Genomic DNA, 17,353 nt, shown 5'->3' on the forward strand with positions numbered 1-17,353 from the left:
AAAAAACGATAGGCAACATTTTCGCCTATCGTTTTTTCTTTGTTTTATCTTAATCGTTTAAAAAAGCTCTTTAACAGCTCAGCACATTCTTCCTGCATAATTCCGCCTTTGTAATTTGGCTTGAAATTATACGGCATTTCAAAAAGATTTGTAATAGTGCCGCAAGAGCCGTTTTTAAAATCATATGCACCAAAATACACCGTCGGAATATGTGCATTTATAATTGCGCCGGCACACATAGGGCAAGGCTCAAGCGTTACATAAATTTCACAATTCCATAGCCGCCAGCCACCGAGAGCCTTGCAGGCATTGTTAATAGCATCTGTTTCAGCGTGAAGAAGTGCGTTTTTTTCTTTTTCTCGTCTGTTCCTGCCCGTTGCAACAATTTCATCGTTTCGCACAATAACAGCACCAACGGGAACTTCGTCATCTTCAAAAGCCTCACGAGCAAGTTCGAGCGCTTTTTCCATATATTTTATATCAAAATTACTCATAGTATTACTGCCGTATATATGGTTTCCAAAATAAAAATAGAAACAATGGTAATTACACCCGGATTAAAGAAAAAGCATTTTACTTTTTCTTTAAGTGAAAGTGAAATTAATTGCGAGGTATCGCTGATGCTGAGAAAGTTTTTATCCTTTTTCATTATATATAGAAAAGCAAGGATTCCGAGCACTAACATACCTACAAACAGAGAATAGTATAAAATGTAGAATGAGCGTGTGGTAAGCATACTCTGACTTCGAATTATATCCATCATTACAGAATAAAAATTATTTACAAAATGAATGATGATTGACGGAATAATTGAATTTGCCTTGCAGTCGATATATGCAAAAACAAGACCGAGAATGAATGCAAAAGGAATCTGAATTATGTTGCCGTGCATTCCGCCAAACATAACAGCCGAAGTAATAATAGCGAAAGAGTTGCCGTATTTCTTAAGAGTTCCCATCAGTATGCCGCGAAAAGCAAATTCTTCGGCAAAAGCAGGAGTAAGCGCAACCGCTATTACATATAGAATATTTTCAAACACAGATGAGGACGATGCGTCCATATCAAGATTATAGTCAATTCCGATTGAAGAAAAATTAGAACTTAAAAGGTCAGCCGCAACATTGGATACCATTGCAACTCCCATTCCCATAAGCGTGAGAGCTATAAGCATTGTGGGTTTAACAGGCTTGACTATCAATGACTCGGAAATATGAGTTTTGCTTAATTTCAAATATATAAGTCCCGGTACTACTGCCGAAGATGTTGCGGCGAGTATTTGCGAATAATAGAAAATTGGGCCTGAAGTCAGCTGCTTTGTGACTTCATATATCAATGTTTCGGTGTCAATGTTTGTTACATCCATATTCATCATCAGAGAAAATGAGAGAGCAAAGATCATAATGAACTCAATTACAAACATTGTCATAAAATATGCCAAAATATAGAATCCCAATCCGCTTGATTTCTTTTTTACGGTTTTGATATCAAGATTTTTTTTAGATTGCTGAGGACTTTGCTGATAGCCTTGCGCATATTGTGGATAAGGCGTTGAATTTACATATTGCATTTAAATCACTCCAATGGTATAATATTATCATAGTAGAGTATATATTTCAAGAAATATTTTCCTGAAATGAAAAAATAATCAAAAATCACTTGACTTTTCAGGTGAGTAGTTATATAATGTGTAGGAACAATAAAGCAAAGCAGAAATGCTTTCACCTGTGGGGTGTCGTCTGCACGGGTCAATACCTTAAACCTGATAGTTTATTTGTATTGCAATGCGGACGGAGTATTTCTGTCCGCATTATTTTTTTGAAAGGTACTTTGGAGGTGCTTAACCATCAGCAAGAAAGATATTCAGATTAACGAGGAAATCCGTGATAAAGAGCTTAGAATAATCAGCTCAGACGGACAGCAGCTCGGTATTATGTCGGCAAAGGAAGCTCTTGCACTTGCAGAGCAGAAAAATCTTGACCTTGTTAAGATTGCTCCACAGAGCGTTCCGCCTGTATGTAAAATTATGGACTACGGCAAATACCGTTTTGAGCAGGCTAAAAGGGAAAAGGAAGCAAGAAAAAATCAGCATGTTGTTGATATTAAGGAAGTTAGACTTTCTTTAAATATTGATACTCACGACTTTAATACTAAACTTAATAATGCTGTAAAGTTTATTAAGCATGGTGACAAGGTTAAGGTATCTATCCGTTTTAGAGGAAGAGAAATGGGACATCCTGAAATAGGTCTTGAAACGATGAAACGCTTTGCTGACGCTTGTGCAGAGTTTGCCTCAGTAGAAAAGCCTGCAAAGCTCGAAGGTCGCAATATGCTTATGTTTCTTGCACCAAAGTCCAATAAGTAATCACAGCTAAGGAGGATATTTATTATGCCTAAAATTAAAACTCACAGTGGTGCTAAAAAGCGTTTTAAACTTTCTAAGAACGGTAATGTAATCCGTGCTCACGCAAACAAGAGCCACATTCTTAACAAGAAAACAACTAAGCGTAAAAGAGGTTTACGCCAGACTGCTGTTACAGACAAGACAAATGTAGCTCAGATCAAGCGTTTAATTCCATATAAATAATTTTTCGCTTGTACTGCTTTTTATTTAAATAATAATCGGAGGTAATATATAATGGCACGTGTAAAAGGTGCGATGATGACTCGCAAAAGAAGAAAAAAGGTATTAAAGCTTGCCAAGGGCTACTGGGGTTCTAAATCAAGACATTTCAAAATGGCTAAACAGGCTGTTATGAAGTCAGGCAACTACGCATATATCGGCCGTAAGCAGAGAAAGAGAGATTTCCGTCGTCTTTGGATTACTCGTATTTCTGCAGCTTGCAAGGCAAACGGCACAAACTATTCAACATTTATGAATGGTCTTAAAAAGGCAGGCATTACATTGAACCGTAAGATGCTTTCAGAGATTGCTATTGCTGATCCTAAGGCTTTTACAGCTCTTGTTGAGCAGGCTAAAAACGCTTAATTTTTAAACTGTAATTGCGTTTGGGTAACACCAAACGCAATTATTTTAGGAGAAAAAAGATGTTATTTGTTACAAGTAAAGATAACAGTAATATTAAAAAGGCTGTAAAGCTAAAATCAAGTGCTAAAGAACGCCGTAAAAGCGGTCTTTTTTTGGCTGAGGGACTCAGAATTTGTATGGATGCCGTACGAAGCGGAGCACAGATTCAAACCCTATTTGTAACCGAAAAGGCTATGCAAAAACACAGCGAAGACTTTAGCTTGCTTGAACAGAATGCACAGTCTACAATATGCGTAAGCGAAAATATTTTTGCCCTTATGAGTGATACACAATCGCCACAGGGCTTTCTTTCGGTTATAAAAACACTTGACAAAACCAATGAGTTTGATACAATAAAGTGTGATGGCAAATATCTTGCACTTGATAATGTGCAGGATCCAAGCAATCTTGGCACTGTTTTGCGTTCTGCCGAGGCTTTTAATGTAAGCGGAGTTATACTTTCGGCAGACTGCTGCGATATTTACAATCCAAAGGTTGTAAGAGGCAGTATGGGTGCGGTATTTAGAATACCTTTTATAATTGAAAGCACTGTAAAGGATTTCCTTGAAAAAAATCCGCAGTTAAATTCGTATGCCGCCGTTGTAAACAGCAAAGCCGACAGTCTGACAGATGTAAAGTTTAAAATTCCTTGCGTAGTTGTCGTGGGCAATGAGGGCAACGGAATAAAAGCAGAAACAGAGCAAGCCTGCCAAAATAAAATCACCATACATATGGAGGGCAAGGCTGAATCACTCAATGCGTCTGTTGCTGCTGCAATACTAATGTGGGAAATGATGAAATGATTTCTGAAAATGCTCGTTACTGGATATGGATTTCACAATCACTTGGCTATAATAGTATAAAGGTAAAGAGAATTTCTGAACTTTATTCTGATATTGCCGATTTCTTTTCAGGCGGAGAAAAAGAGTGGAAACACTGCGGTATTTTTACGCCTAATGAGATGAAAAAACTGAACAATACGAAAATTTCAGTTGCAGATGATATTATTAAAAAATGCAGTGAGCTTAATTATTCTGTAATTGCGATTGATGACGAGCATTACCCACAAAGACTGATAAACATTGATACTCCGCCTGCCGTTATTTATATAAACGGACAGTTGCCTGAGTTTGATGATCGTCTTAGCATTTCTATTGTTGGAACAAGACGAGCTACAAGATACGGTACAGATAATTCCTTTAAATTTGCATATGCGCTTGCAAAGTACAGCGTTATTATTGTAAGCGGCGGTGCACTTGGTGTTGACTGTGCATCTCACAGAGGAGCGCTGTCTGCTAACGGAATTACAGTTTGTGTGCTTGGCTGCGGTATTAATTATAAATATCTTACCGAAAACGAGGGTATGAGAAAAGCTATTGCTCAGAGTGGTGCGGTTATATCCGAATATCCGCCCGATGAGCCGCCTTTGCGTTATAATTTTCCTGCACGAAACAGAATTATTTCGGCGCTTTCGGACGGTCTTGTAGTTATGGAGGCAGGCATTAAGAGCGGATCTCTTATTACGGCAAGAATGGCTATCGACCAGGGCAAAGAGGTGTTTGCTTTGCTTGGCAACAACAGTCCTCAAAATGAGGGGTCTAATAAGCTTATAAAAGAAGGACTTGCTCACCCTGTTACTGATTTTATGGATATACTCAGTGAGTTTAACAGCAACAGAGGTTTGTATGTAGAAGATGAAAAACTTGATTTTGACGATATTAGTTTTTCAGATCTTGAGGCAGTACCTGTAAAGGGCAAAAAGCCGACTAATAATAAGAATACAGCTAAAAGTAAAACAACAAAAGCTGTTAAAGCAGATGTATCGGAAAAGAAGAACGAAAAGTCTGCAAGCAATAATAACAGTAAATCTGCACAGCATAAGGAAAATGCACAGTCTGCGAAAAAACCGGAAGACAAACAAGAAAATGTGCAGAAAAATATTTCAGATTTGAAAGCATCTGGTTTGTCTGATACAGCGATAAATGTATATTGCCAAATCAGCAACGAGCCTGTTCATATAGATAAAATAGTAAGTGAACTTAATATACCTGTTTTTAAAGTGCTCACAGCCCTTACTCAGCTTGAAATAAAAGGCTATGTAAAGGCAATACAGGGCAGACGGTATATATTAAAATAAACGGAGGCAGTAAATGTCAGATTTAGTAATTGTTGAGTCACCGGCTAAGGCAAAGACAATCAAAAAATATCTCGGCGGTAATTACGAGGTAATTGCATCAATGGGACATGTTAGGGATTTGCCAAAGGCTCGACTCAGCGTTGATATAAAGAAAAAATTTGCACCAAAATATGAAATTATCAAAGGCAAAGAAAAGCTGGTTGAGGAGCTTAAAGACCTTGCCGAAAAAAGCGACAAAATTTACCTTGCAACTGACCCTGATAGAGAGGGAGAGGCTATTTCGTGGCACCTTGCTTATATTCTCGGTTTGCCGCTTGATGACAATAACAGAGTTGAATTTAACGAGATTACCAAAAACGGCGTAACAAACGGTATGGCTCATCCTCGTTCTATAAATATTGACCTTGTAAACGCTCAGCAGGCAAGGCGTATTCTCGACAGACTTGTCGGTTACAAGCTAAGTCCTTTTATTTCTCAGAAAATCAGACGAGGACTTTCGGCAGGCAGAGTACAGTCTGTTGCGGTAAGAATTATTGTAGACAGGGAAGAAGAAATCAGAAAATTTAAGCCTGAAGAATACTGGACTATTGATGCAAAGTTTATTCCAAAGGGTAGCAGAAAGTCTTTTTCTGCGTCGCTTTATTCAGACGCAAACGGCAAAATTAAGATTGAAAATCAGGAACAGGCAGAAAAGATTGAGCAAGACCTTGCCGATGCTGAGTATATGATTACTAAGGTAAAGCATGGCACAAGAAGAAAAACTCCTGCACCGCCTTTTATTACTTCAACCTTACAGCAGGAGGCATCAAGAAAGCTCGGCTTTCAGTCAAGACGAACAATGAAAGTTGCTCAGGAGCTTTACGAAGGTGTTGACATTGAGGGAATGGGCGCAACAGGTCTTATCACCTATATGAGAACCGACTCTTTGAGAATATCAGATATTGCCAAGGAAGAGGCAGCACAGTATATTTTAAACAGATTTGGTGAAAAGTTCCTGCCGGCAAAGCCACGAGTATTTAAAACCAAGAGCAACGCACAGGACGGTCACGAGGCTATAAGACCGTCAATGCCGAGCCTTGCGCCGGAAGATGTAAAGGCAAGCCTTACTTCTGACCAGTTTAAGCTATATAACCTTATTTGGAACAGATTTATGGCATCTCAGATGTCGGACTGTATTCAAAAAACAACACAGGCTGAAATTTCAGCTAAGGAATATATCTTTAAAGCATCGGGTTACTATGTTGATTTTGAAGGCTTTACTACTCTTTATGTTGAGAGCAAGGATACAGAGGAAGAAAAGTCTACTCAACTCCCACCGCTTGAAAAGGATATGCCTGTAAAATGCAAGGAGCTTAAAAAGAATCAGCACTTTACTCAGCCGCCTGCACGATACACAGAGGCATCACTTATCAAGGCGCTTGAGGAGTACGGAATCGGCAGACCGTCAACCTATGCGGCAACTATTACTACAATTACAAGCCGAGAGTATGTTAAGCGTGAGGCAAAGACTTTGTATCCGACAGAGCTTGGCGAGGTTATGACAAACCTTATGAAAGAGCGTTTCCCTAAGATTGTAAATTACAAGTTTACGGCACAGATGGAAGAAAATCTTGACGAGGTTGAGCATGGCAAAGAGGAATGGGTGGAACTGCTTGATGAGTTCTACTCTGATTTTGATAAAACTCTCAAAAAAGCAAAGGAAGAGATGGAGGGTGTTAAGCTCCAGCTCAAGGAAGACCAAACAGATATTATCTGCGATAAATGCGGCAGACAAATGGTGGTAAAGGTTGGCAGATACGGTAAGTTTATTGCCTGCCCCGGTTATCCTGAATGTAAGAATGTACTCAAGTTTGTTGAGAAAACAGGTGTTAAGTGCCCTAAGTGTAACGGAGATGTCATTGTAAAGCACACAAAGAAAAAGCGTGTGTTCTACGGCTGTTCAAATTATCCCGATTGCGATTTTGTAAGCTGGAACGAACCTGTTAACGAGAGATGTCCGCAGTGCGGCGGTATTCTCTTTAAGAAAAAGGGCAAAAAGCCAAAGCTGTATTGCGCAACCGAGGGTTGTGGATTTGAAAAAGAGTTTGTCGAGAAAGACGGCGAATAATTAGGATACTGTAAAGGAAAGGTGAATTCTTTGGAAAAAGACTATATCAATGTAATAGGTGCAGGTCTTGCAGGTTGTGAGGCGGCAAAACAGATTTCTGCGCAGGGAATAAAAGTTCACCTTTACGAAATGAAACCAAAGAAAAAAACACCGGCTCACCATTCCAATTTGTTTGGCGAGCTTGTGTGCTCAAATTCCTTAAAGGCAATGCGAACAGAGAGCGCCGCAGGACTTTTAAAAGAGGAAATGCGCAGACTTGATTCTTTTCTTATGAAATGCGCAGACAAATGCCAAGTGCCTGCCGGAGGTGCTCTTGCGGTTGACAGAGATATTTTTTCTAAACTTGTTACAGACGGGATAAGAACCGATGAGAACATAACGGTTTTTGAAGAAGAAATTACCGATATTCCTGATGATGCGATAACAATTATCGCCACAGGGCCGCTTACTTCGGATAATCTTGCTGAAAAAATCAGAGAGAGGTTCGGTACTTCGCTTTCATTTTTTGATGCAGCCGCTCCTATTGTGAGTGCAGAAAGCATTGATATGGATTATGCTTTCTATGCATCAAGATACGATAAAGGCAGTGGCGACGATTATATAAACTGCCCGATGAATAAAGAGGAGTACGAAACCTTTTATCAGGCACTTGTAACAGCTGAGAGGGCGCCGCTGCACAGCTTTGATGTTAACAATCCAAAAGTTTATGAGGGTTGTATGCCGGTTGAGGTAATGGCTCAGAGAGGTGAAAACACCCTGCGCTTTGGCCCGATGAAACCTGTCGGTCTTGTAAATCCTAAAACAGGGCACAGACCTTGGGCAGTTCTTCAGCTTAGAAAAGAGAATTGCGAGGGTACTATGTATAACCTTGTCGGATTTCAAACAAACCTGAAATTTGGTGAACAAAAAAGAGTGTTTTCGCTTATTCCTGCTCTGTATAAAGCGGAGTTTTATCGCTACGGTGTAATGCACAGAAATACATTTATAAATTCGCCGAAATTGCTTAATGCCGATTTCTCATTGCGAGAGAATAATACTTTATTCTTTGCAGGTCAGCTCACAGGTGTAGAGGGTTATATGGAATCTGCGGCATCGGGAATACTTGCAGGCATTAATGCAGTAAGAAGATTAAAAGAGCAAGAGCCGCTTATTTTGCCGACCGACACAATGATAGGCGCATTGGCAGGATATATATCTGACAAATATGTTGAGAAGTTCCAGCCTATGGGTGCAAACTTCGGTGTGTTACCAACTTTGGAAAATCGTCCTCGTGACAAGCAGGAGCGAGGAAAAGCATATTCCGACAGAGCGCTTAAGAGCCTTGAAGAATATCTTGCGCATAAGAATATTGAGGTGTAAAAATGAAGATTATAGTAGATGCCTTTGGAGGAGATAACGCACCGCTTGAAATAATAAAGGGGTGTGCGCAGTCTGTTGCTGAATTTGACGATTTGTCAATTATTCTCACAGGTGACGAGGGCAAAATTATAAAGGTTGCAAGCGATAATAATATATCACTTGACAGAATAGAGATTCACCACTGCACAGAAGTTATTACAATGGACGACCATGCCGACGCTGTTTTGAAAACCAAGAAAGACAGTTCTATGGCAGTCGGATTTAATCTGCTCAAAAGCGGTGAGGGCGATGCGTTTGTTTCTGCAGGAAACAGCGGTGCGCTATGTATGGGCGCTACCCTTGGTGTAAAGAGAATTAAGGGTATTAAAAGACCTGCGTTTTCGCCTGTTATGCCGTCTGCAAATGGTTTCTTTATGCTTGTTGACGGCGGCGCAAATGTAGACTGTCGCCCCGAAATGCTTGTTCAGTTTGCTATTATGGGTTCAATTTATATGAATAAGGTTATGAAGATTGAAAATCCACGAGTTGGTCTTGCCAATGTAGGAACAGAAGATCACAAGGGAAACGAACTTTATCAGACTACATATAAACTGCTTAAAGAGAGTAATTTGAATTTCATCGGCAATGTTGAGGGCAGAGATATTCCGCAGGGCGTTTGCGATGTAGTAGTGTGTGACGGTTTTACAGGCAACCTTATATTAAAAACCTATGAGGGCGTTGCAATGGTTGTAATGCAGGAAATCAAGAATGTATTTACAGGCAGTTTAAAAGGCAAGCTTTCCGCATCACTTGTGCTTGGCGATATGAAAAAGCTCAAGAAAAAGCTCGACCATAACACATATGGCGGTGCGCCTGTATTAGGTGCGTCAAAGCCTGTATTTAAGGCACATGGAAGTGCTAAGGCGGTTACTGTAAAAAATGCAATCAGACTTTCAAGAGATTATGTTCTTGCTGATGCAATCGGTGAAATTTCAAAGGTTATTAATTCGGAGGATTGATTTAAGTGCAGGAGCTTGAAAATAAAATCGGATATAAATTTAAAAATATCAGCTTGCTTGAGGAGGCACTGACTCATTCCTCGTATGCAAACGAACACAAATCAAAGCATATAAAATACAACGAAAGACTTGAGTTTTTGGGTGACGCAGTTTTATCTATCGTTGTGTCGGATTATATATTTAAAAATTGTCCTGAATTGCCAGAGGGTGAGCTTACTAAGCTGAGAGCATCACTTGTATGTGAAAAGAGCCTTTTTGTTTTTGCAAAACAGCTCGGACTTGGTAAGTACCTTATTCTCAGCAAGGGAGAGCGCCACAACGGCGGCGCAGAGCGCCCGTCAATTCTTTCTGATGCATTTGAGGCGCTTATTGCGGCTATTTACATTGACGGCGGCATTGAACCTGCGGCAAAGCATATCTTGAACTTTGTAATTCCTGCGATTAAGGCATCAAAGAAAAGACCTGTAAACGATTACAAAACCACTTTACAGGAGATTATTCAGAAAAACCCCGGCGAAATGCTTGAGTATGTACTTGTTGCTGAATCAGGCCCTGACCACAACAAACATTTTGTAGTTGAAGTTCATCTAAACAGCAATGTAATCGGCAAGGGCGGCGGAAAAAGCAAAAAAGAGGCTGAACAGCAGGCCGCAAGAGAGGCACTGGAGTTGATGGGTTATTAAACATTCTAATGTGGCGCTTTTTATACCGCACAACGGATGCCCTCACAAATGCACTTTCTGTAATCAAAGAAACATTGTGGGGCAAGCGTATCAGCCAAATGCCGATGATGTGACAAATGCCGTAAAAATCGCCGTAGATTCTTTAAAAGAAAATACCAAAGAGGCGGAGATTGCATTTTTCGGCGGCAGTTTTACAGCAATTGACAGAGAATATATGCTCGAACTTTTAGATGCGACCAAGCCGTTTATCAACCGCTTTAAAGGTATTCGGTTATCTACCCGTCCCGACTGCATTGACGATGAAATTGTAAGTCTTTTGAAAAGCTATAAAGTAACTTCAATTGAACTCGGCGCTCAATCTATGGATGATGAAGTGCTTAAACTCAATGAAAGAGGACATACGGCGGATGATGTAAGAAATGCCTGCCGCATTATAAAAAATTACGGCATATCACTCGGACTGCAGATGATGACGGGACTGTACGGTTCTGATTTTTATAAAGACATTTATACTGCCGATGAATTTATAAAGCTCAGACCGGATACTGTAAGGATATATCCGACTGTTATTATGCAGGATACCGAACTTGCAAATCTTTATAACAGTAAAAAGTTTATTCCTTACACACTTAAGCAATCGGTTGAACTTTGCTCAAAGCTCATTTTAAAATTTAAAAGCGAAAACATCCGTATTATAAGGCTCGGACTTCATTATTCCGAAAGTCTTGAAAATAACAGCCTCGGCAATAATTATCACCCTGCATTTAAAGAACTTTGCGAAAACAAAATCTTTTTTGATAAAATAACTAAACTGATTAAAAATTATCCCGACAAAGAGGTTGATTTTTTTGAGGCATATGTAAATCCTCATTCGGTTTCAAAACTTGCGGGACAGAATAAATCAAACATAATCAGACTTAACAATATGGGTTACAAGCTGAAAATCAAGACAGACCAAAGTCTTGACGAATACGAAATCTACATAAAACAGAGGTAATAAATGCGATTAAAATCACTTGAAATTCAAGGCTTTAAAACCTTTCCTGATAAAACTAAATTATCTTTTGAGCAGGGCATTACCGCTGTTGTAGGTCCGAACGGCTCAGGCAAAAGCAACATCAGTGACGCTATCCGTTGGGTGCTCGGCGAGCAATCTCCAAAGAGCTTGCGCTGTTCAAAGATGGAAGATGTTGTTTTTAACGGAACCGACAAAAGAAAAAAACTCGGCTATGCCGAAGTTTCGCTTAACATAGAAAACAAAGACAGAGTGCTTGCCTTTGACGGCGATGAAATTTCAATTACTCGCCGTTATTATCGAAGCGGTGAGAGCGAATATCTCATTAACAAAGCACAGGTCAGACTAAAAGACATTAACGAGCTTTTTATGGATACAGGTCTTGGCCGTGACGGTTACTCTATGATAGGACAGGGTAAAATCGACAGCATTGTATCTTCCAAAGGCGAGGACAGACGAGAAATTTTTGAAGAGGCGGCAGGTATTTCACGCTATCGTTACAGAAAAACAGATGCGGAGCGAAAACTGAAAAGCACGGAGGAAAACCTTTTAAGACTGCGTGACATCGTGACAGAACTCGAAGAGCGTGTCGGTCCTCTTAAAAGGCAATCGGAAAAAGCACAGGAATTTTTAAAATACTCCGAAGAAAAGCGTGGACTTGAAATAGCGCTTTGGTTGCTTACCCTTGACAAAAGTCAGGCGGCGCTTAAAACACAGGACGAAAAAATCGCCATTGCTCACGCACAATATGATGACGCCGAAAAAATGCTCGAGCAGATTCAAAAAGAGTCGGAAGAAATATATCTAAAAAACGGACAGCTTGCCGTAAAATCCGACGAAGTAAGACACCTGATTTCAGAGCTTGACGCACTCATTTCCGATATGCGTTCACAGCTTTCGGTTTCAAAGAACGATATTCTTCATAACGAAGAAAACATAAAGCGTGTTGAAAACGAAATCCAAAACGCACAGCAAAATTCACAGCTTATTTCTACTCAAATTGCGGAAAAGAACGAGGAAATCGCTGAACTTGACACAAAAATAATTGAAAAGCAGAAAGAATATACCGCACTTTCCGAAAAGCTGAATGTTATCAACCTTGATACTGGCAAGAGCGGCGACAAACTGCAACAGCTTACTTCCGAGCTTTCTATGCTTACAACGAAGTCTGCCGATGCAAGGGTAATTGATATGACGGCGGAAAGTTCGATTTCCGACCTTGAAGAAAGAATCGAAAGCCTTACAACCGCAAACAAAGACGGAATTGCAAGAGTACACGAGCTTGAAGAAATTTCCGAAGAATACACAACAAATCTTACAAATCTGCGGGAAGAAATTACATCAATTACAAATTCAATTCAGGGACTTGAACTTAAATTGCAGTCAAAAGCACACAAGCGTGACAGCTACAAGGCTGAAAGCGACAGACTTTTGCTTGACAGCAAGGAGCATATAAGAAAAATCAACTTCCTTGAAAATCTCGAACGCAACCTTGAAGGCTTTTCAAAGAGCGTTAAGGTGGTAGTCAATGCCTCTAAAAGCGGCAGGCTAAAGGGTGTGTGCGGCCCTGTTTCACGAGTAATTTCAGTACCGCAAAAGTACGGTGTTGCTATTGAAACCGCACTCGGCGCAGCAATGCAGAATATAGTTGTAGAAACAGAAAATGACGCAAAATCCGCTATTTCCTATCTGAAATCTTCAGACGGCGGTCGAGCAACTTTCTTGCCTTTAAATACAATAAAATCAAGAGAGCTCAGAGAAAACGGACTCGAATCTAATTACGGCTTTATCGGTATTGCAAGCGACCTTTGCAGCTGCGACAATAAATTTAAAAATATTTTATCTTCTTTGCTCGGAAAAATTGTTATTGCGGATAATCTTAACTCTGCTACCGAGATAGCCAAAAAATATTCTTATCGCTTTAAAATCGTTACACTTGACGGTCAGGTTGTAAATGCAGGCGGTTCGCTCACAGGTGGTTCGCTTAACAGAAATACAGGCTTATTAAGTCGTGCAAGTGAGATTAAAGATTTAAAAGAGCAAACAAAGGCTATTGATGAAAAGTGCGCACAGGCGCAAAAAATGTGCAATGAGGCGGCGCAGGATTATGCGGCTGTTGAGGCGGAACTCCTCGGTACAAGAGCCGACCTTTCAAACAAGAAACAAAGCCTTGCAAGAATGGAAGCCGAAAGCAGAGCGTGTGAAAACGAGCTTTCAAACTCAAAACTTGCTTTGCAAAATTTTGATAAACAGATTGAAGAATATACAAATAAAGTAAATATCCTATCAGAGGACAGAAAAAATGCAGGCGAACAGCTGGCACAGCTTAACCGCAGAATTTCTGAGGCAGAAGAAAAGGTAAACAGCATTACGGGCAGTCGTGCCAAAATGATTGAGGAGCGAGAAGAAATTGCATCTCAATTACAGAATGTGCGACTTGAAATTGTAACAGCGCAAAAGGATATTGACGCACTCAATTCAGAGATTACCTTTGCCGAAAATTCATCAAATAATTTTGATGAAAGAAAAAAGGAGCTTAATGCACAGATTGAGGACTACAAAAATAAAAATGCCGTTATCCAAACCAATATAGATGAGCTTGAGGCTCAGATTAAAGAAAAATCTGCGAGGATTGCAGAATACAACGAAAAAATTGCAGGCATTAATTCTGAAAAAGATTCTTACGAAAAGAGAAGTGTTGAATTAAGAGCGCTTGAGCGTGACAAAACCTCTGAAAGAGAAGTGTCGGGCAGAGAGCTTTCAAGACTTGAGGAAAGAAAAATCAACTTGCAAAATCAGTACGATAATATTATTTCCAAACTTTGGGAAGAATATGAGCTTACAAAGCGAGAGGCAGAGGAACAGGCTATTGAAATTCCCGACTCCAATGCAGCTCAGAAAAGGCTTAACGAATTAAAGCAGAAAATTAAAAATCTCGGAAATGTAAATGTATCTGCTATTGAGGAATATAAGGAAGTATCCGAACGGTACGAATTTATGAGCACTCAGGTGAATGATGTTGAGAAGTCAAAGCGTGAGATTGAGCGACTTATCACAGACCTTACCAAGCAGATGAAAGAGGTTTTTGTAGAGAGCTTTGAAGAAATCAACAAGAACTTTACATTTACTTTTAAAGAATTGTTCGGCGGCGGTACGGCTTCACTTTCATTGTCTGAACCGGAGGATATTTTAAACAGTGGTATCGACATTGTGGTGCACCCACCGGGAAAAATCGTTGTTCATCTTGACGCTTTGTCGGGCGGTGAAAAGGCACTTGTTGCTATTGCACTTTACTTTGCAATTATGAAAGTAAGACCTGCGCCGTTCTGCGTAATGGACGAGATTGAGGCAGCACTTGATGATGTAAATGTTGACCGCTTTGCAAACTATATGAGAAACTTAACCCACACTACACAGTTTATTTGTATCACTCACAGACGAGGCACAATGGAAGAGGCAGATGTACTGTACGGTGTAACAATGCAGGACGAGGGTGTATCTAAACTTCTTGAACTGCGCTCAACAGAGATTGCCGAAAAACTGGGTATCAAGGCTAACTAATGAAGGGATGATTTTATGGGCTTTTTTAATAAAATTAAAGAAGGTTTAAAAAAGACAAGAGATGCGGTTGTCGGACAGATTGACTCAATGCTCAAATCTTTTACCAAGATTGACGATGAGCTTTTTGAAGAGCTTGAAGAATTGCTCGTAATGGGTGATGTTGGTGTACCAACTGCTGAAAAAATTTGCGAGGAGCTTAAAAAGAAAGTAAAAAAAGAGGGTATTAAAAACCCTAATGAAATCCACAGACTTCTTGAAGAAACAGTTGCCGATATGCTCAGAGGCGGCGAAGAACTTGATATTTCAACCACACCGTCAATTATCCTTGTTATTGGTGTAAACGGTGTCGGCAAAACCACAACAATAGGCAAGCTTGCAAATAACCTCACAAAGCAGGGCAAAAAGGTTATACTTGCGGCAGGTGATACTTTCAGAGCCGCCGCTATTGAACAGCTTGAAATTTGGGCTGACAGAAGTCATTGTGAAATTATAAAGCAGAACGAGGGCAGCGATCCTGCCGCCGTAATTTTTGACGCTATTTCTGCGGCAAAGGCAAGACACGCAGATGTTATTATTTGCGACACTGCCGGCAGACTTCATAACAAAAAGCATCTTATGGATGAGCTTGCCAAAATTAACAGAATTATTGACAGAGAATTGCCTGATGCCGCAAAGGAAAAATTACTTGTTCTTGATGCAACCACAGGGCAAAATGCCGTTAATCAGGCTGAGCAGTTCAGCCTTGCAACAGGCATTACAGGTATTGTTCTTACAAAACTTGACGGTACAGCCAAGGGCGGTGTTGTCCTTGCAATCAAAGAGGGACTCGGTATTCCTGTTAAATACATTGGCGTGGGTGAGCAGATAGACGATTTACAGCCTTTTGATGCAGAAGATTTTGCAAAGGCACTTTTTGCACAGAACTAAGAGGTGCGGTATGAAGTTTATTATTGCAACCAACAACGCAAAAAAGTTGAAAGAGCTTGAAAGGATTTTAAAACCGCTCGGTATAGATGCGGTTTCCGCAAAAGAGGCAGGTGTAAACCTCGGCGAAGTTGAGGAAACAGGCACAACCTTTGCCGAAAATGCTTTTATCAAGGCAAATGCCGCATTTAAAGCAACAGGTATGCCTGCCATTGCAGATGATTCGGGTTTATCTGTTGATGCGCTTGACGGCAGACCGGGGGTGTATTCTGCGAGATATTGCGGAGAAAACGCTACCGATGAGGAAAAATACTTAAAATTGCTTGAAGAAATGCAGAATGTTCCCGATGAAAAAAGAACAGCGCATTTTACCTCGGCAATCTGCTGTATTTTATCTGATGATGAGAAAATAGAGGTTGACGGTGTGTGCAACGGTACAATTTCTCATAAACCTAACGGTAACGGCGGTTTCGGCTATGATCCGATTTTTGACTGCGACGGAAAAAGTTTTGCCGAACTTACAGCCGAAGAAAAAGACAAAATCAGCCACAGAGGAATTGCTTTACGCAAGTTACAGGCTGAACTGAAAAAGAAATTTGAAAATAAATAATTATATATTGGAAAGGAGCAGCTAAATGCTCACAAGTAAACAGCGTGCATACCTTCGTGGTCTTGCAAATCCTATTGAAACTATCCTTATGATTGGTAAGGGTGAAATTACAGACAACATTGTTAAACAGGCTGACGATGCGCTCAAGGCAAGAGAGCTTATAAAAGGCAAGGTGCTTGAGAACAGCGGCTATTCCTCAAGGGAGGCTGCCGAGCTTATTGCAGAAAAATGCTGTGCGGAAGTTGTGCAGGTTATCGGTTCAAAGTTTGTTCTTTATAAGGAAAATGAAGACGAGCCTAAAATTGTACTTCCTAAAAACAGAAGAAAATGAGCAGAATAGGAATACTTGGCGGAACATTTAACCCGATTCACAACGGACATATTCAAATGGCAGAATACAGCCATAAGGGGGCTGAACTTGACAAGGTGATTTTAATGCCTACTTTTGTGCCGCCGCATAAAGAAAGCACAAACCTTGTTTCCTGCGAGCATAGGCTCAATATGTGCAGGCTTGCGTGTTTAAATCTTCCGTATGCAGAGGTATCTGATTTTGAAATAAAATTAGAGGGTAAAAGCTACACCTACCGTACCCTTGAGCTGTTAAAATCGCAAAATAAAAATGATGAGTTCTTTTTTATTGTGGGGGCGGATATGTTTTTATCAATGCAAAATTGGAAAAATCCCGAAATTATATTTGAGCTTGCGACTGTAATTGCTATTCCGAGAGATAAGGACAGCGTATCTCAGCTTTCAAATCATTACGAGAATGTTCTGAAAAAAATGGGTGCAAAGGCTATCGTGCTTAAAGATTCGGTTTTAACGGTTTCGTCAACTTATATTCGTGATAATATAGATAATCAATCGGCTTTGCAAAGCTTGATTGACAGCAGGGTTTACAATTATATTAAGGAAAATAATTTATACAGGGTGTGAT

Annotated in this window: 17 protein-coding genes; 15 read left to right on the forward strand and 2 right to left on the reverse strand. The window is 40.1% G+C overall.

Going from position 1 to position 17,353, the window contains the following annotated elements; genetic code table 11:
• Positions 1-44: 44 nt before the first annotated feature.
• Positions 45-494 carry a nucleoside deaminase gene (locus DXC23_RS01965; RefSeq protein WP_117704527.1) on the reverse strand — a complete coding sequence of 150 codons (450 nt, stop codon included), beginning with the start codon at positions 492-494 and terminating at the stop codon, positions 45-47.
• A complete protein-coding gene (locus DXC23_RS01970; RefSeq protein ID WP_117704528.1) occupies positions 491-1,567 on the reverse strand; it encodes a type II CAAX endopeptidase family protein in 1,077 nt (358 codons plus the stop codon). The genes DXC23_RS01965 and DXC23_RS01970 overlap by 4 nt, the downstream gene beginning before the upstream one ends.
• 276 nt (positions 1,568-1,843) lie before the next feature.
• Between DXC23_RS01970 and infC the strand changes: the two genes are divergently transcribed.
• Genes infC through nadD form a run of 15 tightly spaced genes read left to right on the forward strand, consistent with a single transcriptional unit; the run spans position 1,844 to position 17,352 of the window.
• A complete protein-coding gene (gene infC, locus DXC23_RS01975; protein ID WP_117704529.1) occupies positions 1,844-2,362 on the forward strand; it encodes a translation initiation factor IF-3 in 519 nt (172 codons plus the stop codon).
• A gap of 24 nt (positions 2,363-2,386) precedes the next feature.
• A complete protein-coding gene (gene rpmI / locus DXC23_RS01980; protein ID WP_022234890.1) occupies positions 2,387-2,584 on the forward strand; it encodes a 50S ribosomal protein L35 in 198 nt (65 codons plus the stop codon).
• A gap of 51 nt (positions 2,585-2,635) precedes the next feature.
• Positions 2,636-2,986 carry a 50S ribosomal protein L20 gene (gene rplT, locus DXC23_RS01985; protein WP_022234891.1) on the forward strand — a complete coding sequence of 117 codons (351 nt, stop codon included), beginning with the start codon at positions 2,636-2,638 and terminating at the stop codon, positions 2,984-2,986.
• A 59-nt stretch (positions 2,987-3,045) separates the two neighbouring features.
• Positions 3,046-3,828: an RNA methyltransferase gene (locus DXC23_RS01990; RefSeq protein WP_117704530.1), complete on the forward strand. Its 783-nt coding sequence runs from the start codon at positions 3,046-3,048 to the stop codon at positions 3,826-3,828.
• Entirely contained in the window at positions 3,825-5,162 is a 1,338-nt protein-coding gene (dprA, locus tag DXC23_RS01995) for a DNA-processing protein DprA (protein WP_117704531.1), read from the forward strand. The genes DXC23_RS01990 and dprA overlap by 4 nt, the downstream gene beginning before the upstream one ends.
• A gap of 13 nt (positions 5,163-5,175) precedes the next feature.
• Positions 5,176-7,269 carry a type I DNA topoisomerase gene (gene topA, locus DXC23_RS02000; RefSeq protein WP_117704532.1) on the forward strand — a complete coding sequence of 698 codons (2,094 nt, stop codon included), beginning with the start codon at positions 5,176-5,178 and terminating at the stop codon, positions 7,267-7,269.
• Between the two features lie 30 nt (positions 7,270-7,299).
• Positions 7,300-8,628, forward strand: coding sequence for a methylenetetrahydrofolate--tRNA-(uracil(54)-C(5))-methyltransferase (FADH(2)-oxidizing) TrmFO (trmFO, locus tag DXC23_RS02005; protein WP_117704533.1), 1,329 nt, complete (start codon positions 7,300-7,302; stop codon positions 8,626-8,628).
• Between the two features lie 2 nt (positions 8,629-8,630).
• Positions 8,631-9,626: a phosphate acyltransferase PlsX gene (gene plsX, locus DXC23_RS02010; protein WP_117704534.1), complete on the forward strand. Its 996-nt coding sequence runs from the start codon at positions 8,631-8,633 to the stop codon at positions 9,624-9,626.
• 5 nt (positions 9,627-9,631) lie between these two features.
• Entirely contained in the window at positions 9,632-10,309 is a 678-nt protein-coding gene (rnc, locus tag DXC23_RS02015; RefSeq protein ID WP_117704535.1) for a ribonuclease III, read from the forward strand.
• A gap of 10 nt (positions 10,310-10,319) precedes the next feature.
• Positions 10,320-11,306 carry a radical SAM protein gene (locus tag DXC23_RS02020; RefSeq protein ID WP_158552401.1) on the forward strand — a complete coding sequence of 329 codons (987 nt, stop codon included), beginning with the start codon at positions 10,320-10,322 and terminating at the stop codon, positions 11,304-11,306.
• A gap of 3 nt (positions 11,307-11,309) precedes the next feature.
• Positions 11,310-14,885, forward strand: coding sequence for a chromosome segregation protein SMC (gene smc, locus DXC23_RS02025; RefSeq protein ID WP_117704537.1), 3,576 nt, complete (start codon positions 11,310-11,312; stop codon positions 14,883-14,885).
• A gap of 15 nt (positions 14,886-14,900) precedes the next feature.
• Positions 14,901-15,812, forward strand: coding sequence for a signal recognition particle-docking protein FtsY (gene ftsY / locus DXC23_RS02030; protein ID WP_117704538.1), 912 nt, complete (start codon positions 14,901-14,903; stop codon positions 15,810-15,812).
• Between the two features lie 10 nt (positions 15,813-15,822).
• The gene (rdgB, locus tag DXC23_RS02035) at positions 15,823-16,419 is read left to right on the forward strand and encodes an RdgB/HAM1 family non-canonical purine NTP pyrophosphatase (RefSeq protein WP_117704539.1); all 597 of its coding nucleotides are present in this window, start codon (positions 15,823-15,825) and stop codon (positions 16,417-16,419) included.
• A 25-nt stretch (positions 16,420-16,444) separates the two neighbouring features.
• The gene (yhbY, locus tag DXC23_RS02040; RefSeq protein ID WP_117704540.1) at positions 16,445-16,750 is read left to right on the forward strand and encodes a ribosome assembly RNA-binding protein YhbY; all 306 of its coding nucleotides are present in this window, start codon (positions 16,445-16,447) and stop codon (positions 16,748-16,750) included.
• Positions 16,747-17,352 (forward strand): nicotinate (nicotinamide) nucleotide adenylyltransferase, encoded by a 606-nt coding sequence (gene nadD / locus DXC23_RS02045; protein ID WP_117704541.1) that lies wholly within the window; start codon positions 16,747-16,749, stop codon positions 17,350-17,352. The genes yhbY and nadD overlap by 4 nt, the downstream gene beginning before the upstream one ends.
• Position 17,353: the final 1 nt, after the last annotated feature.

The sequence above is a fragment of the Eubacterium sp. OM08-24 genome, from assembly GCF_003438075.1.
Lineage (GTDB): Bacteria > Bacillota > Clostridia > Oscillospirales > Acutalibacteraceae > Ruminococcoides.

Coding starts and splice junctions, on each gene's coding strand:
- DXC23_RS01965 (WP_117704527.1), bottom strand. CDS start 494: ATGAGTAATTTTGATATAAAATATATGGAAAAAGCGCTCGAACTTGCT.
- DXC23_RS01970 (WP_117704528.1), bottom strand. CDS start 1,567: ATGCAATATGTAAATTCAACGCCTTATCCACAATATGCGCAAGGCTAT.
- rpmI (WP_022234890.1), top strand. CDS start 2,387: ATGCCTAAAATTAAAACTCACAGTGGTGCTAAAAAGCGTTTTAAACTT.
- rplT (WP_022234891.1), top strand. CDS start 2,636: ATGGCACGTGTAAAAGGTGCGATGATGACTCGCAAAAGAAGAAAAAAG.
- DXC23_RS01990 (WP_117704530.1), top strand. CDS start 3,046: ATGTTATTTGTTACAAGTAAAGATAACAGTAATATTAAAAAGGCTGTA.
- dprA (WP_117704531.1), top strand. CDS start 3,825: ATGATTTCTGAAAATGCTCGTTACTGGATATGGATTTCACAATCACTT.
- topA (WP_117704532.1), top strand. CDS start 5,176: ATGTCAGATTTAGTAATTGTTGAGTCACCGGCTAAGGCAAAGACAATC.
- plsX (WP_117704534.1), top strand. CDS start 8,631: ATGAAGATTATAGTAGATGCCTTTGGAGGAGATAACGCACCGCTTGAA.
- smc (WP_117704537.1), top strand. CDS start 11,310: ATGCGATTAAAATCACTTGAAATTCAAGGCTTTAAAACCTTTCCTGAT.
- ftsY (WP_117704538.1), top strand. CDS start 14,901: ATGGGCTTTTTTAATAAAATTAAAGAAGGTTTAAAAAAGACAAGAGAT.
- rdgB (WP_117704539.1), top strand. CDS start 15,823: ATGAAGTTTATTATTGCAACCAACAACGCAAAAAAGTTGAAAGAGCTT.
- yhbY (WP_117704540.1), top strand. CDS start 16,445: ATGCTCACAAGTAAACAGCGTGCATACCTTCGTGGTCTTGCAAATCCT.
- nadD (WP_117704541.1), top strand. CDS start 16,747: ATGAGCAGAATAGGAATACTTGGCGGAACATTTAACCCGATTCACAAC.